Origin of the sequence: Acaryochloris sp. IP29b_bin.148 (genome assembly GCF_028285565.1) — a bacterium.
In the GTDB taxonomy this organism is placed as follows: Bacteria; Cyanobacteriota; Cyanobacteriia; order Thermosynechococcales; family Thermosynechococcaceae; genus Acaryochloris.
Window position 1 is genome coordinate 1 of sequence record NZ_JANQOY010000241.1, and the last position, 16,180, is coordinate 16,180.

At 49.2% G+C, this 16,180-nt stretch carries 7 protein-coding genes; 2 read left to right on the forward strand and 5 right to left on the reverse strand.

Annotated features, from left to right (window positions below; translation table 11 throughout):
• Positions 1 to 87: 87 nt before the first annotated feature.
• A complete protein-coding gene (locus Q0986_RS21815) occupies positions 88 to 4,644 on the reverse strand; it encodes a GAF domain-containing protein (protein ID WP_299415938.1) in 4,557 nt (1,518 codons plus the stop codon).
• 200 nt (positions 4,645 to 4,844) lie between these two features.
• Between Q0986_RS21815 and typA the strand changes: the two genes are divergently transcribed.
• Positions 4,845 to 6,638 carry a translational GTPase TypA gene (gene typA, locus Q0986_RS21820; RefSeq protein WP_299415941.1) on the forward strand — a complete coding sequence of 598 codons (1,794 nt, stop codon included), beginning with the start codon at positions 4,845 to 4,847 and terminating at the stop codon, positions 6,636 to 6,638.
• 49 nt (positions 6,639 to 6,687) lie between these two features.
• Here typA and Q0986_RS21825 read toward each other — a convergent pair whose 3' ends face one another.
• Together Q0986_RS21825 and Q0986_RS21830 are read right to left on the reverse strand one after the other, a co-directional pair.
• Positions 6,688 to 10,452, reverse strand: coding sequence for a GEVED domain-containing protein (locus Q0986_RS21825; protein WP_299415945.1), 3,765 nt, complete (start codon positions 10,450 to 10,452; stop codon positions 6,688 to 6,690).
• Between the two features lie 64 nt (positions 10,453 to 10,516).
• Positions 10,517 to 12,406 carry a proprotein convertase P-domain-containing protein gene (locus Q0986_RS21830; RefSeq protein WP_299415948.1) on the reverse strand — a complete coding sequence of 630 codons (1,890 nt, stop codon included), beginning with the start codon at positions 12,404 to 12,406 and terminating at the stop codon, positions 10,517 to 10,519.
• A gap of 872 nt (positions 12,407 to 13,278) precedes the next feature.
• Here Q0986_RS21830 and Q0986_RS21835 point away from each other — a divergent pair.
• Complete coding sequence (locus Q0986_RS21835; protein WP_299415953.1) at positions 13,279 to 13,785, forward strand: Uma2 family endonuclease; 507 nt, start codon at positions 13,279 to 13,281, stop codon at positions 13,783 to 13,785.
• Between the two features lie 68 nt (positions 13,786 to 13,853).
• Here the strand turns inward: Q0986_RS21835 and Q0986_RS21840 are convergent, their stop codons facing one another.
• Both Q0986_RS21840 and csaB read right to left on the reverse strand, forming a co-directional pair.
• Positions 13,854 to 15,113: a glycosyltransferase gene (locus tag Q0986_RS21840; protein ID WP_299415956.1), complete on the reverse strand. Its 1,260-nt coding sequence runs from the start codon at positions 15,111 to 15,113 to the stop codon at positions 13,854 to 13,856.
• Positions 15,110 to 16,150, reverse strand: a complete 1,041-nt coding sequence (csaB, locus tag Q0986_RS21845) for a polysaccharide pyruvyl transferase CsaB (protein ID WP_299415960.1) — start codon at positions 16,148 to 16,150, stop codon at positions 15,110 to 15,112. The genes Q0986_RS21840 and csaB overlap by 4 nt, the downstream gene beginning before the upstream one ends.
• Between the last annotated feature and the right edge of the window lie 30 nt (positions 16,151 to 16,180).

The following is a 16,180-nucleotide window of genomic DNA, read 5'->3' on the forward strand; positions in this document are numbered from 1 at the left end:
TTCATTTTATGAACTAATCTGAAAACCTTTCTCTGTATAAGATTTGATAGAATTTACATTTCGAAATCTACAGCAGCTTTTCGAGCCTTACCTACTTAGATCTGCCTGAGGAGGACATATAATTTCTGGATGAGGAGTAGAAAAGTGATAGGTCGGCAACTCAGGAGGCGTGGCAGAGGGACCACCTGCCCTTACCCACTCTAGGTTTAGGTGACGTTGCAACTTCTGGATTAATACGTCGATGGATAGCGGTTTAGCGATAAAGTCATTGCACCCTGCGGCTAAGCTACGGGCTTGATCAGGCTCATAGGCACTGGCAGAAGACATGATTACGGGAATGTCTGCACTAACAGGGTGTTGCCGAATGGCTTCGGTCAATGCGCAGCCATCCATATGGGGCATCATCAGATCAGAAATAACTAGGTCAGGCTTGTGATCCAGGATCGCTTGGAATCCCTCTTGTCCGTCTGTAGCCGTCACAATGGTAAACCCTAAGTCACTGAGTAACTCAAGCATGCCCGCACAAGTGTCTAAATGATCGTCCACAATCAAAAGGGTGCGGGGATGCCCACGATAACCTGTGATGGTTTCATAGGACTCAAGGGCCAAAGTCAATACGTCAGGTTGGACAACGGGTAGATCGAGGGTAAAGACGAAAACACTGCCCTGACTAGGCTGGCTGGTAACGGATAAGTTGCCCCCCATCATGGCCGTCAAGTGATGACTAATCGCTAATCCTAAACCAGTACCCTGATGATATCGATCTGAATGGCCCGCTTGTTCAAAGGGTAAGAATATGGTGGAGAGTTCCTGAGCGGCAATGCCAATGCCGGTGTCAATCACCTGAAACACAATGGATTGCACACTGGCATTAGGAGAGAGATCGTCTGCTTGACTCGTTTGTGGGGTGGGATCAGTGGCTAAAGTCACTTGGAAGGTTACACTGCCTTGATCGGTAAACTTCACCGCATTGTCGAGGATGTTGAGTAAAATTTGTCGTAATCTTTTTGGATCTGCATCAATACCAAGGGGGAGATTCGGTGCAAACTCTGTGATCAGTGCAATCCCTTTCTGTTGGGCCTTGATGTGGCATAGCTCAGTAATACCTGCCAGGAAATCAGGAAAATGAAAGGGTTCAGGATGCAGCTCCATTCGCTGCGCTTCAATTTTAGATAGATCCAGTAAATCTTCGATGAGGGTGAGTAAATGTTGACCACATTGATGCATGATATGGATGCCTTTCTGGTCCTTAGCACTTAAAGATGCAGACCGCTGGAGAATTTGGGCATATCCCAAAATTCCGTTCAAAGGCGTCCGCAGTTCATGACTCATATTGGCTAAAAATTCGCTTTTGGCTCGGTTGGCCGATTCTGCTTCCCGCTTGGCCAGTAACAATTCGTGATTTTGCGCAGATAGCTTGTGGCTTTGCTGTTTTTCTTGCTCTAATAATTGAGCATGGGCGAGAGCGATGCCCAACTGATTGGCCAACGCTTCAATCAGCTCGACTTCCTCTGAGGTCCATTGACGCAGCATACCTTGCTGCTCTGGGGTGGGCAGTTCCAAGAAGTCTTGGCGGTTCATTCGCTGCTGGCAGTGCTGCAATACAATCGCCCCGTTGGGTTGTCCTTGATAAGAGGTGCGCACGGCCAGCAGTGACTTCAGCTGAACCGGGCGATTGTCTAGGAAAGGGTAAATCAGCGGATCCGTATAAACATTGGATGTTAGCAGTGCTTTTTCTTGAGAGAGCACTTGTTGGGCATGGGCCAACTGATGGGGCAGTATCGTCACTCCCCACATGGAATCACAACCGGGCTGCAGATATTCGGCCACAATCGGAAACGATTCTGTTGGCGTGGTGATATAGCGATGGATATGGCAACGGCTGACATTAAAGACTTCGCCAATCATTTGAGCGGCTGTGGTGAAAATTTGTTGGATATCCAGACTTTGGCGGATATCCGCAGTGAGATTCCGTAATAGCATCTCCCGTTGAATTTGTCGTTCTAAGACCAGGGCCGCTTGCTTGCGCTCGGTAATATCCCGAGAAACCGCACTGAAGCGTTCTTCTCCTTGGAATGTAAAGTAGGTAGACGTAATTTCTACCGGAATAATTTGGCCCGATTTAGTCTCGTAAATTCCTTCTAAGGTGAGTGAGTGATTGTCCCTGATATCGTTCAGTAAGACTTGGAGTTTCTTTGGGGTAATCCAAGGGGCAATATCGCAAAAGCTTTGGGTTAACAGTTCGGTGCGAGAATACTCCAATTGTTGGCAGGCGCGATCGTTGGCATAGAGCAGCTGCCCATGAGAGTCCAGAAGGTAAATACTATCTTTGGCTTTGTCGAGGCTATATTTAGCGAGTTCCAGTTCTTGTTCGGCTTGTTGCCGCTCTTTGATTTCTTGCTGGAGCTGTTGGTAATTGTGAATCAACTGTTGCCGCTGATGTTTTTCGCGCTCTAGCAAGTTGGATTGGGCGAGCGCGATGCCGACCTGACTGGCGACCGTTTCTAGGAAGCTAACTTCCTCGGCGGTCCATTCACGGGCGTAATCGCATTGACTGAGAATAATCACACCGTTGGCTTCATCTAAATAAGAGGTTCGAATCGATAACATGGAGCGTACCCCGGCCTGAGCGAGGAGGGGACACAACGCCTTTAGGGTGGTATCGGTGTCCATGTGGGTGGATGAAAGCGCCTGATCCATAGACAACAGTTGGTGCATATAGGGGGTATTGAGGACAGGGATATCCTGACCCAATAGGGATGGCAGATGAGTCGTCCCATACTCGGCGACCACTTGTAAACGGGGTGTGGGAGTGGGGGTATAGGTGTGGATGTGGCAACGACTGACCTTGAACATCTGGCCAATATGTTGAACAGCCGTGTCCAAAATCTTTTGGGCATCCAAGCTTTGACGAATGTCTCGAGTAATTTGGCCTAAAAGATTGGCATTATCCAGCTGTTGCTCAAGGGCTTGTTGCGCTTGTTGACGCTCGATTTCTGCGGCCGCTCGGGCTGCGAAAATTTGCAGAATCATCTCATACTGAGAGACGTCTGCTAATGGGGCGGTATCGATAACGGCAATGTGCCCTAAAATCTGACCGGCAATGTTCAAAATTGGAATACCAAAATAGCTTTCGGCGGCTAGGGTGACGAGATCCGCATCATGGGGAAAATAACGCTGCACAGAGTCCAGGTAGATACAGGTTGCTCCGCTAATCACTTCTTGGCAGGGAGTGTCGGCTAAGGGATATTCGAAATTTTCGCCAAAGGACTCTCCCTGCCAGAAGGCCAGCGTACGGACTCGATCTTGGGCGGCACCGACGAGTTCTGTGATCATGGCATAGCGGACCTTCAAGGTGTCTGCTAAGGCTCGTGTACAGGTGCGAAAGAAGGCTTCGCCGACCTTGGTGGCAGTTCCTTCCAAAACCAACTGTAAGGCTTCTTTGGATTGTTTGCGTTCCGTAATATCCTCATAAAATCCCAACATGCCAACAATTTCTTGTTCGCTGTTCAACAGCGGCAGCTTGCTGGTTTCTAACCAAATTTGGCGGCCATCGGCTTGAATCTGGGTTTCGACAATCCGGTATTCAGGGGCATTTTGATCCATGATCTTGCGATCGCACTGTCGATACCAGTCAGATTCTTCCTTGGACCAGGGCAAATCATAATCCGTTAATCCCACAATTTGGTTGGGATCAGACAGTCCTGCATCTTTGGCAAAGGCGAGATTACATCCGAGAAACGTGGACTGTCGATCTTTCCAAAAGATGGATTGAGGAATGGTATTTAAAATTAATTGCAAAAAACGCTGAGATTCATATAGATCTGTCTGGGTTTGTTGGAGTTGTTCAAAGGTTCGCTGTTGTTCTTGCCGTAATAACTGGTTCAGGGCAATTTCTGCTCGTTTGCGATCACTAATATTATGCTCATTGACGAGGAGCGCCAGCTCACCTGTACGTGGATTTTGCGTGCCTCGGACATCAATCCCGTGCCATTCAATACCCTGAAGAGTTTGGACCTGGACCTCTACACTAAACACGTCACCGGCTTGAACCGCCGTAATAGCTTGGTGGGCGAGATCAGGATTCTGAAAGCGATGAGCAAAGGTAGGCTCTGATGGCTGGCGACTCTGATCGCCATAGCACTGTAAGGCAGCGGGGTTCTGGAGAATGGCTCGACCCTCTAGATCGTAGAGGGAAATCATCACGGTGGTATGCCGTAATGCCTCTAAGGAGCAGAGGCTATCCACATCCACTTGCTCTAAGGCATCAGAAACCCCTTCGGACAGCATGGCCAGACGACCCGATTCAATCGGAATACCTGAGAAAACACAGCGGACAGAAACAGCTGCTCCCCCTTTGGGGTAAAAGGTCCATTGTTCCGTGATGGACTCCCCCTGCTGAAACTTGTGCAGATAAGACTGTAAACGCACCTCGGTTGCTTCTGAATAATCACTCCAGTCCCGATTGAGCAGTTCCTCCAAACTGTCCGCATTCCACAGCACCAGTGCAGCCGTGTTGGCCCACCACATCCGCATCTGCTCGATATCAAAGATCCAGACTGGGGTTGCTAGCCGATTAAACAGGGCTAGCTCAGCAGGGGTAACGCCTAAGGTTTGGGAAGGATTCACAGAACGGCTAGCCATCACTCACTGACTCTAGACTGCCCAATTCTGCCCTTTGCTTAGCCTTTCTGGTGGGTGACTTGATCATCTCTCCCCTGATTTGGGCAGAATCAGTCTAAAATTGTTAAATAAAATTAAAGTTTTTCAAAGTCTGAGCCACTCTATTATCTCAGGTTTGCTAAACCCACGTTGATCGAACTCCTGTCTCTTTGGAACCTAGTATGACGCTTCTTCCTATCCGTAACGTCGCCATTATTGCCCACGTTGATCACGGCAAAACCACCCTCGTGGATGCCCTACTCAAGCAAGCCGGCACCTTCCGCGAAGGGGAAGATATTCCCGATTGCGTTATGGACTCCAACGATTTGGAGCGGGAACGGGGCATTACGATTTTGTCCAAGAATACCGCGGTCACCTATAAGGACACCTTAATTAATATTGTCGATACCCCCGGTCACGCCGACTTTGGCGGCGAAGTGGAACGGGTGTTAGGCATGGTGGACGGCTGTCTGCTGATTGTGGATGCCAACGAAGGGCCGATGCCCCAGACGCGATTTGTGCTCAAAAAGGCCTTGGAAAAAGGCTTGCGACCGATCGTATTGGTAAATAAAATTGATCGCCCGCAAGCCGACCCCCACGGTGCCGTGGATAAGGTACTTGATCTCTTTATCGAACTGGGGGCCGATGATGATCAGTGTGATTTCCCTTACCTATTTGCCTCTGGTTTGGATGGCTATGCCAAGGAAGATCTAGAGGCCCCTGGCGAGGATATGAAGCCCCTGTTTGAGTCTTTCCTCCACCATGTTCCACCGCCTGTGGGCGATCCTGAAAAGCCCTTGCAGGTGCAGGTCACCACGCTGGATTATTCCGATTACTTGGGCCGCATTGTGATTGGCAAAATTCACAATGGCACTATCCAGATGGGGCAGCAAGCAGCCTTAATGACCGAAAAAGGTGACATGGTCAAGGCCAAAGTCAGCAAGCTGATGGGGTTTGAAGGGCTGAAGCGGGTTGAGCTGGCGACAGCCTCTGCGGGTAATATTGTTGCGATCGCAGGTTTTGCCAATGCCAATATCGGTGAAACGATTACCTGCCCCAATGAACCTCGGGCGCTGCCGCTGATTAAGGTGGATGAACCCACCCTGCAAATGACCTTTTGCGTCAACGATTCTCCCTTTGCCGGGCAGGAAGGGGATTTCGTTACGTCGAGACAAATTCGCGATCGCCTAATGCGAGAACTAGAGACAAACGTGGCGCTGCGGGTCGAAGAAACAGACTCCCCGGATCGGTTTGCCGTCTCCGGTCGAGGCGAATTGCATCTGGGCATCTTAATTGAAACCATGCGTCGAGAAGGCTATGAGTTCCAAGTCTCTCAACCCCAGGTGATTTATCGGGAAGTCAATGGCCAGCCCTGTGAACCCTATGAGTATCTAGTGCTAGACGTGCCAGAGGCAGCCGTGGGTGGCTGTATCGAACGTTTGGGCCAGCGACGCGGTGAAATGCAGGATATGCAGGTCAGTAATGGTCGCACCCAACTGGAATTTGTGATTCCAGCCCGTGGTTTAATTGGCTTCCGGGGTGAGTTTATGCGCCTGACGCGGGGCGATGGCATTATGAACCACAGCTTTTTAGAATATCGAGTCATGGCGGGTGATATTTCCTCGCGACGCAATGGCGTGATTATCGCCTTTGAAGAGGGAACAGCAACCTTCTACGCCCTCAAAAATGCCGAAGATCGAGGCTCGTTCTTTATTGAGCCAGGGGTCAAAGTCTATAAGGGCATGATTGTGGGTGAGCATAACCGCCCCCAAAATCTCGATCTTAATGTTTGTAAGACCAAGCACCTCACCAATCACCGCAGTTCTACGGGAGATGAGCTGGTGCAGTTACAAGCCCCCGTGGAAATGAGTTTAGAGCGGGCGCTGGAATATATTGGGGCAGATGAGCTGGTGGAAGTGACCCCTAAATCGGTACGGCTCCGCAAGATAGAGAAGAAGAAATTGGCGAAGCGTTAGATTTAGGAGCACCCGATCAAAACTATCTAGATCCGTCAACAGAACGTCGTTATTTCACTGTAGCCCGGAAACGGATCGCACCATAGGAGTCTGTGGGAGTGCTAGTGCTGGTTGCATTGGGCAAATTCCCTAAATTGACGACAATGGCGCCATTATCTTCCTCCTTCAGTTGAGGAAGACTCACAGCACAGGCAGGCGGTAGCATTGAAGTGGGTGGATAATGCTCGGCCATATCACCATCAATATCATTGGAATAAGACAATGTGGTGGTGTCGTACTCAACCAAAATGCCGCGATTGGCACCCGCTCCACCATTGGGTGCGGGTGGAACTGAGTTAAAGACATCCGGCACAAAGGTTTGGAAGTCAGGCACTCTGTCACACAGGGTGACATCCACAGCCTCTTTGCCCCCGGTTGAGAGGAAGTAGATGGTATATTCAATTTCATCACCAGGCTTGGTTAGACCAGCATTAATTTCGCCGACTAGATAATTGCTGGGCCAGTTGGGATGATTGTCACCATCATTCGCTGTACCCCCATCCACAAAAGTATTCAGAGGGGTACTATCATTCGGATTGATGACTCGATTGCCATTAATAGCTGTAATCCGCTTGACCAGTAAAACATTTGGATCACTCACAACGGGAGACGGGGTATTACAGACAATGCCCTCCCAATCACCAGCAATAATATTGCGTTGGCCAAAGGCTGCTCCTGTCGCAGTATTGACGAAGAACAGGCTATTGGCATTCGGACCACCCGCGTTCGAAGAGACAATGACGAGGTCGTTATTCTCGTCAAAGGACATGCCCTCAATATCGTAGATGGTTGACACGGGAGCATTGCCGCCTGTAATTGCCGTGCCAGACAAGTTTTGGGGTGCTAAGGTGGCAGTCGGATTTGCTGCTGCCACATTTACTGTGAATAGATGACCAATATTGGTGGAGCGGCCCCCTCGATCAGTACTAACGACACCATAAAGGAAGTTGGGATTTCCTTGATAAAAGGTCAGCGCTTCAATGGTGGCACTCTGGGTCGCTCTTACCGTTTCATAAGGGGATAAATCAATGGCTAAATAGTCATTGCCAGGCCCAAAGGCACCCGTGATAGCGGCTCCCGTAGTGGCGTCGATTTTGAATAGATAGTAGAAATTAGTGCCTGGTCCCGTTGTGGGTTGGGTATCATAGGCTGCTGCCCAAATAATATTGGTTCCAGGTTGGTGGGCCATGGCTCTGGTCTGCACAACACTCAAGGTGCCATGGGTTGCATGACTTAAGGTTGTCACACCAGTAGTCGTAATATCGGAAAAGCTTCCGGTTGCTGGGTCAATAATGCCGAGATAAAGTTCACCACTCCGGTTCGCGTTGAGCGCATAAACAGTGCCGGTACTCACATTGGCCGTTAACCCTTCCACTGTGCCACTCGGAACATTCCAAGGACCAATTTCGGATAAGGTGGCCGGATTAGTGTGGTCAGTGATCTCATAAAAATGGTTGGGTTCAGCAGCCACACCTGAGTTGTTGTGGTGAGTCAGCAAACAAGCATTACCATCTCCTGGACCCGTGACTGGAGGGGGTGTCGAAGATGTACTGATCGCCACCTGATAATCTTCCACCTCACCATCACTAGCAGCGCCAGTAGGACTGAGATCGGTGTCAGAGCTGTAGCGGAACCGGGCATAGGTCTCACCAAGGGTTGCTGTGGCTGGGACCGCCACACTCAATGTAATCGTGCCATCAGCAGTGCTATCGGCATCACCTGCCCCACCATCAACAGCGTTGGTAGCGATTTGTTCGCCAGTATCATCAAAATCACCATCACTATTCCAGTCCATCCAGGCATTGAGCACCCCACTTCCGGCGGTGGTGATGTCCAACGTAACGGCGTTACCTGGCGTTAGACTCTGGCCCTGTAGTGAGGAACTACTCAGCTGCACCCCATCGTCATCCGCATCATCGGTAGCATCACCATTGGCGTCCGTGCCTTCACCAAAGCCATCCGTGTCGTTCGATACGGCACTGCCTAGAAAAGTACTGCCATCGACAATATGGCGGGGGCCGTCGTCACTCAGCAAGGTGTTGTAATTGCCACTGCCTGTCCCACTGCCTGTATCGGGTGCATCCCCAAAATCAATGGGCAAAGCTGCATCTCGACAACGGGCACCATCATTCCGATTCGCCGTACTTGAGGTCGCAAAGAATGATGTCAGATTTTCATCATAATCTGTGGCCGGAGGGACTCGTAGATCCACACGATAGATCTGACCATTACTATTGTTATAGGCGTAGAAGAAGCCATTGCTATCGAAGAAAACAGCGCCGAATACACCGGAAGGAACATTGGTAGGCCCCAGATTCACAGATGCACCCGTGGTTGGATTAATTCGGTAAAGATTTCTGTTTAAGTCATTCAGGGCATACAATTGGCCATCATTGGGATGAAACGCCCAGTCGGACAACTGTGGATCAGCACTTTGATTGCCGCTGAAGACTGGGGTGCCGGGTGTGGTATCTCCGTCTACATCCACAAGCTGCAAGAAGGTCGGGGATGCTGAATTGACATCAACTACATAGAACCGACCATCAAACTGGCTGTTGCTAGTCCCTGCGTACATATATAATCGACCATCGTCACTCACGTCACCAATGTTGAATCTGCTACCAGGTAATCCTGAGATAATCGCCGTTTCTTCAGTGAAGAAATCACCTGAAGCATCCAGGCCTGTAACGGTTAATGAGCCATTCGTCCTTCGGCTAGCCCCCCAAATTCGATTATCTGTGGGATTGTAGCCAATGGCATTAATTTGTTGATTGAAGTTGTCATTGGCAGCGTCTGTGGCACCGGTTACCAGGTTGACTTGGTTAATGAGGCTGTCCAATCCTTGAATTTGAATGGCCTGTTGGGGACAAGACAAGGGTAAGACATTTTGGAAGGGAACAGCTGCGATCGTTGCGGTTTGGCTAGCACTGGCTTCTTGACGATGATTCGTGGCATCCCCATTAATGGGAGAATCACTGGCTTCATTCGTCACGCCGTCAGCATTGTCGACGGTATATGCATCCTGTGTGCCTGCCACAAAAGGTTGGTTTTGCGTCGCAGGTGAATTATCGTTCGGTGAAACATCTCCGAGCACCACAGTAACTGTACTGCCATTGGATAACCCTGCATTAGCCTTCACCGGCACTTGAACCGTGACGGTTCCATCGGCAGGAACTGAGCCATCTACTAATCCAGGGATGTTCAGCGCCTGAGTGGTTGCCCCTGCCCCAGGCACGTCAACGGGGGAGCTGAGAGTGGTGGGTGGTGTGGTACCTGAACCATCTAGATCAAAGCCCAGCACCTGAATCGGGCCAGCAGGCCCGAAACTTGCATTTGTGACAGCGGAGGGGGCACCAGGAATAAAGAATTGGGTGGGATCGTTCCCTATATTAGTAAAGGTGTAGGTAAAATAAATCACGTCCTCAGCATTAATAGCACCATTCCCCTGCTGAGGTCCGGCCCCTGTCACACCGCTCGGTGCTTCCGTGGGGATGGTCGTACTGGTGATCGTGATACCTGCCACTTCGGCAACCGTTACCTGAACAATGTTCGATTCAATATTATTGGTTGAGCTATCGTTGGGGTTAACGAAGCTACCCGTAGCTTGGTTCTGGATCACCGTACCGGGAGCTGGTCCAGCGGCCAATGCTGAGACTGTAGACAGCCAATTACCGCCCGTTAACAAGGCTGCCAATAGAAGTTTAAAAGGTAAGGCGCTGGTGGATCTTTTAGAGGCTTTGATTGGGGAATGGGAGGTCACAGTACGTTCCAACATGGTTAGTTTTCAGAACTCATAAAGAATCTGGTAGAAGTCCGTTTAATGAGATAAAAGGAAGAAGCTATTGATCAACGGTGGTTGTAAACCGGAAAAAACCGTAGGCGTTATTCGGCTGTCCCTGTCCGGTAGAACCAGGAAGCGTCGTCAGGGAGGGAATACCTGTGCCTGCAGCCCCCGTAATATCAACCTGTAGAGTGCCGTTCGTATTGATGCCTGTGATGTTGCAGGTGGCGGGCACGGTACCCGTGGTAATCAGTTCAGTGCGGTCTACCGCATCGTTGGCTGCGGTCAGCGTCTGAATGGTGCTAGTCCCAAGCTGGAGTTGGACATCTGCACCTACCCCATAAGCCTCTGGCTTGAAAGCTTGATTGGTCTGTAGCCTGTCACAGATCCGAACTGCATCGGCATTGGCTGTTCCTGCATTCAGGAAATAAACGGTGTATTCAATTTCATCCCCTGGCTTGACCCGACCAGCATCAGTTTCACCTACGAGGTAATTACTCGGCCAGTTGGGATGATTATCGCCATCATTCGCAGTACCACCATCGACAACTGTGTTGAGAACAGTACTATCATTCGGATTGGTTGTGCGATTGCCATTAATAGCCGTAATCCGTTTGACGAGTAGAACATTGGGGTTATTCGTCCCACCTGTTGCACATAGCCCTTGGACTAGAGAAATGAGTTCAGCTCTAAAATCATTGGTATTGAACGTGCTAACGTTGTCATAGTCAGCCGTTGAACCATTCCCACCCGTAAATACGGTTGAGTTAGTACCATCAGTAATGCCAACCAAGCGGCCAATATTGACCCCCTCGGTGACCCCAAAGGCATAGATATGCTTACCTGCTGTTTTGATAGCGTTGGCAGGTCCCATCGCCTGTGCTAAGGCGTCTGCATCATCTTCACCTATAAATGAGGTACCGCCTCCAGTGCTAATCGTGTTCGGATTACCATCTGAAATAAAAATAACGACGTCAGCGTCAGTGAGCAATTCATCCACTGTTTCTTGGAAAGCAGCCTCCCAGTTTGTCAAAGAGCCAAGGGTGGCTGATTGGTTCTTATAGGTATTTGTTAGATAAGGCTGAAAAACATTGGTAATATTGGCAACTGTGACATCTGTAAAGCCACCACCTAACTGCACTTCAGCTGTTTCAGCAAACTCGACAATTCCCACCTGCACCGGACCGCCGATGGTGGCTAACTCATCTAACATGCCTCGAACTGCTTGGCGAGTTAGATTGGCCTCAGTCGCATTAATTGAGCCAGATGCATCTAAAACAACGGCAATATCAGTATTTGCACTACAACCACCGTTATAGTCAGGGTTAGGGACAACGGCAGGGAAAGCAGGATCGTCAAAGAATGCCTGATCGTTGAGAATAAGTTGACCGCGATTATAAGTTCCAGTGCGGTTAGAACGTCGATCGCAAAGTTCTAGCGTCCATGTTCCTTGAGAAGAGGTGCCGTAAAAAGCAGCTAGCCTACCATTAAATGAAGGGGCGTCGCGATCAAAGAAAGGAGCACTTGTGTTATCAGCGTTTCCATCGTCCAAGTTATTACTCGTATTGTTGACGAGTAGGACATCGTAGTTATCATCCCTATCATTACTATTATTGATAATTTGGACTCGTTGCCCGCTAGGGGAAGTCAGGAAAGCAGCGATCTCGCCTCTGCGCGTGTGATCAATATTTAACCCTAAGGTGACATCTCGAACAGTGAAGCTCTGGGTGACGTTGAAGGTGCGGGTCAATGCGATATTGCATGAGCTATTTCCCTCAGGAATGACTAATGGTACGGCTGGAATATCGTCATTGGTTGAGCTGATCGCCCACGCTTCAGCAACTGGAATGCCCAGTAATGACCCCGTAAAGAGGGCAGTTAATCCATAGGAACGAACCCACCTAGGTAATCGAAAGATAGGTTGACGCCAATTTGAAGAGTTGAGCATGGGAACATCACAATAGATTACCCGTGCTGACAGCACAGGCAAATTTACATACAGATTGCGCAGCACAACAGGGGTCGAGAGTATCGACCTACGCAAAACTGCTGAAGATTGAGGCTTTCTAGTTATTTAATGGTTTAATGACTTAGTGAGACTTCTAATAGGTGATAGATGTCACACACCCCTGTTCTTTTAGAAAACCCAAAATGGGTATTTACTTGATCACAGGAAAAACTGGGTTTAGCTTGTTTGCTGCTGCAATCTTAGGTCTAGAATGGCCTACAAGTTGCTTACAAAAACACTAGCTACAGAAATTCCTTGACCATCTGTAACCAGTGTATATAGACTTATATAGGTTTGATATCGTCAAAAACACCGATTTTTGTTGACGACGATTTAGTACAACAAATTCTTACCATACGTTAATATTACCGACCTCCTTAAAACTACGGATCTTCTTGCAAAAACCTGCGATTTACACCGAAAGTCTACGGAGAAAGATAATGGGTGTCTTGAGCACAATAGCCTGCACAACCCTTTTATAGTGGCAAGATGGTGTCATCCTGGATGTGTCGAGAGCCGGGGAACAGCATGGTGACAGGGGTAGGTCATTGTATGCTGTGACGTTGGCGGTTTTAGGATGAACACATCATCTTGTCTACAGTCCTATTCTGTGGGGTCGGTGTTTGCGATCGCGTCAACAAACACATTTTTCTTCTGTATAACTTTGTCCCTATGTTGTCGTTCAGAAGATGAACAATCTGCAAAGCCCGATATTAACCTCTATCTGTCTCCTCATTTGATATTTCTCACCCCTATGCTTCAACTGGTTAGGATATGGATATGTCTTCAGCTAGTGATAGAGAGTTCCAGTCATGCGGACGTTAACCCAGTGGTCAGTTGCAGACTATCAGCATATGCGAGATCTAGGCATTCTCGATCATCGGCGCTGCGAACTCATTAAGGGAGAAATTTGGGATATGGTTCCCGAAAGTGAATTTCATCGATTTATCAATCATCGCGGGGTCAACTATTTACGCGAAATGATGAAGGGCAAAGCAGAAGTTTTTGAAGCCCATCCCATTACGCTTGCTGAGTCTGAACCAGAGCCAGATATTGCGATTGTGCGTCTACCGGATACACGTTATCTCCAGCATCATCCCTATCCTGAGGATATTTATTGGCTAGTAGAGGTTGCTGATACGACTCTGGCTTACGATTTGGGCACTAAACGAAAGCTCTATGCGGAAGCAGGGATTGCGGAGTATTGGGTCATTGATGTGGCTGGCAAACAAATGGCGGTGTTTCGAGACTTACAGGATAGCGATTATTCAAGTCAAAATACCGTCAGTGAGGGAATCGTGTCCTGTTGCTTTTCCTGATATATCGATAGAAGTTCGGCAATTGGTGAATATTCCAGAATGATTTTTGAGACGTTTGAGTGAGCAGTTTACTGGAGATAATGTTCAATCACTTCAATGGCCATAGCCGTTCCATCTTCACTTTGAATTTGTTGGCTCAGTTGTTGGGCTTTGTGCTGCATTGATGGAGTATTAATGATGGCCTGAATCCTGTCAGCTAAAGTTTCAGCCGTTAACTCAGCAAAAGGAAGCGGTGCAGTTCCAACGCCTAACTGCTCTAGCCGTTTACCCCAAGCAGGCTGATCGGCAAAAAACGGCACAACAATAGAAGGTGTTCCAGCCCTGAGTGTGGCGGCAGTGGTACCCGATCCACCATGGTGGATGGCAGCAGTCACTTGGGGTAGAAGCCAAGCATGAGGTACCTCCTGGGTTACAAATAGGAAATCAGGCACCTTTTCGGTTGTAAATCCGCCCCAGCCCGTGCAGAAAATAGCGCGCTGTCCAGTTTCACGAAGAGCCGTGACAATAGCGTCAACAATCATTTCAGGCTTGCAGGCCATCATACTGCCAAAGCCAATGTAAAAGGGTTTTGGCTCAGCTTGGAGAAAGGCTTGCAGCTCAGGAGAGGGCGTGTAGGGAGCTGACTCATCCAGAAATAAATAGCTGCCTTGATGCACTTGGGGTGGCCAATCTGGTGGCGGTGGCAAGACTGCCTGGCTATAACAGTTGAGTACAGGCAATGGTGAAAGGTAAGGGGGATGGGAGCGACGATAGCGTGCTCCCATACGTGAGAGAGGAGGCAACTGCAGCACCTCTTGTCTAAACCGATTCATTAACGATCGGCTTTTTTGCCAAGAGAGAAACTCTACCAGTCGATAAGTGAAGGTGTTGAAGTAACCCGCTAATTTCCCTTGAGAAGCATCGGCAAATTTGAGAAACGGATAAGAACGAGTGGCGATAACGGGGATTGGCGTAACCAAAATAGCTGGAATATTGAGCGCTTCGGCCAGATGATATCCCCAGGCAGCTAAGGGGGCAAAAATTAGTAAGTCACTCCCCTGACAGGCATTCCAGGCATCGTAATATTGCTGCCATCGCAACTCATCATCTATCAAAGTGACATTGGTATTGCCCTGGAGCAAGGCCAGCCCGTCAGGTGTGGATAGAAGCTGTCGAAAGTCACCTGCAATGGGGGCAAAGGGGATACCCAGCGCTTGAACAAAATCTGCAAAGTTAAAGCTGGCCGCCAATGTCACAGAATAGCCTTTTGCCAGTAGACCTTTTGCCAAGACACAAAAAGGCTGAATATCCCCACGGGAGCCGATCGTCAAGATAGTGATTTTGGTCATGAAAGTAGGGTCTCGTGCAAAACCTGCTGGTGGCTCAGGGCTTGCTGAGTGCGATTTTCAATCTCATTCTTCGATAATGCAGTTCCTTGCTTGAAATGCTCCAGCCAGCTTTGGCAAATCACCTCCGGGTCTTCAGGAATTCCCTCTAAATCCCAGCCGGGACAATGTTGGGCTTCCATAAATTGGCGTACCTTGGGGTCATAGCTGAGGGCAAAGCAGCGGTTGCCTTCGGCAGCGGCCATAATTAACCCATGCAAACGCATGGCAATGGTCATATCGACAGTTTGGAACACCCCTTTCAGATCGCTGGGATTCGTCAGGCGGATCAGAGAACTGTGGTCAGGAATTTGATCGTGGACAGATTGGGCAGTCTCCAAATCCTGCGTGGCTTGAAACGGCACGATCAGGATATGGGCTTGAGATTGGGCCTGAAACTTGACCAGGGCTGCGGTCAGTTTTTGCAGGCGAGGGGGAGTCAGTTGAGGATGCGACCTGAGCACCACTGCCACCTTCGGTGATGGCAGCTTATTCACCCATCCCACGGGCTTTGCCGCTAGATTCCACACCGGATCAGGGGCGATTTGGTAGGGAATCTCCCAGTCTTCGATATATTTAGCCGAAGCTGGGTCGCGCACGCTGACGGCAGAGCAGTTGCGAAACGCTCGTCGAGCCAAGATTTGAGTGCTTTTACGTTTGAGGGGACCAATGCCCTGAGCCCAGGCAATGGTTTTTAAGCCCAATCCTTGAGCCAATCCCATTAAGCCAATGTAATAGACCGGACTAAGGGCGCTTGTCGCATCTTGAATTAAGCTGCCGCCGCCCCAAATAAAAGCTTGAGACTGTTGGATGGCTTGAAATACGCGAATGGAATTGTTGCGATCGCACGTCTCCACCTGATACTGTCGTGCGGTCTGCTTGGGATTAGACGACAAAACTAGGGGCGACACCTCCTTCGGCAGCATTTGCAGCAGGGTCGCAAGCAAGGCTTCATCACCACCATTGCCGAAACCATAGTAGCCACTTAAAATTGCTCGCATCGGTTTCAGACCTCTCCCAATCCAATCTTC

What these genes read in the sequence shown, in the direction of transcription:
- Q0986_RS21835 (WP_299415953.1), top strand. Translation starts at nt 13,279, where the DNA reads ATGCGGACGTTAACCCAGTGGTCAGTTGCAGACTATCAGCATATGCGA.
- Q0986_RS21840 (WP_299415956.1), bottom strand. Translation starts at nt 15,113, where the DNA reads ATGACCAAAATCACTATCTTGACGATCGGCTCCCGTGGGGATATTCAG.
- Q0986_RS21825 (WP_299415945.1), bottom strand. Translation starts at nt 10,452, where the DNA reads ATGTTGGAACGTACTGTGACCTCCCATTCCCCAATCAAAGCCTCTAAA.
- csaB (WP_299415960.1), bottom strand. Translation starts at nt 16,150, where the DNA reads ATGCGAGCAATTTTAAGTGGCTACTATGGTTTCGGCAATGGTGGTGAT.
- Q0986_RS21815 (WP_299415938.1), bottom strand. Translation starts at nt 4,644, where the DNA reads ATGGCTAGCCGTTCTGTGAATCCTTCCCAAACCTTAGGCGTTACCCCT.
- typA (WP_299415941.1), top strand. Translation starts at nt 4,845, where the DNA reads ATGACGCTTCTTCCTATCCGTAACGTCGCCATTATTGCCCACGTTGAT.
- Q0986_RS21830 (WP_299415948.1), bottom strand. Translation starts at nt 12,406, where the DNA reads ATGCTCAACTCTTCAAATTGGCGTCAACCTATCTTTCGATTACCTAGG.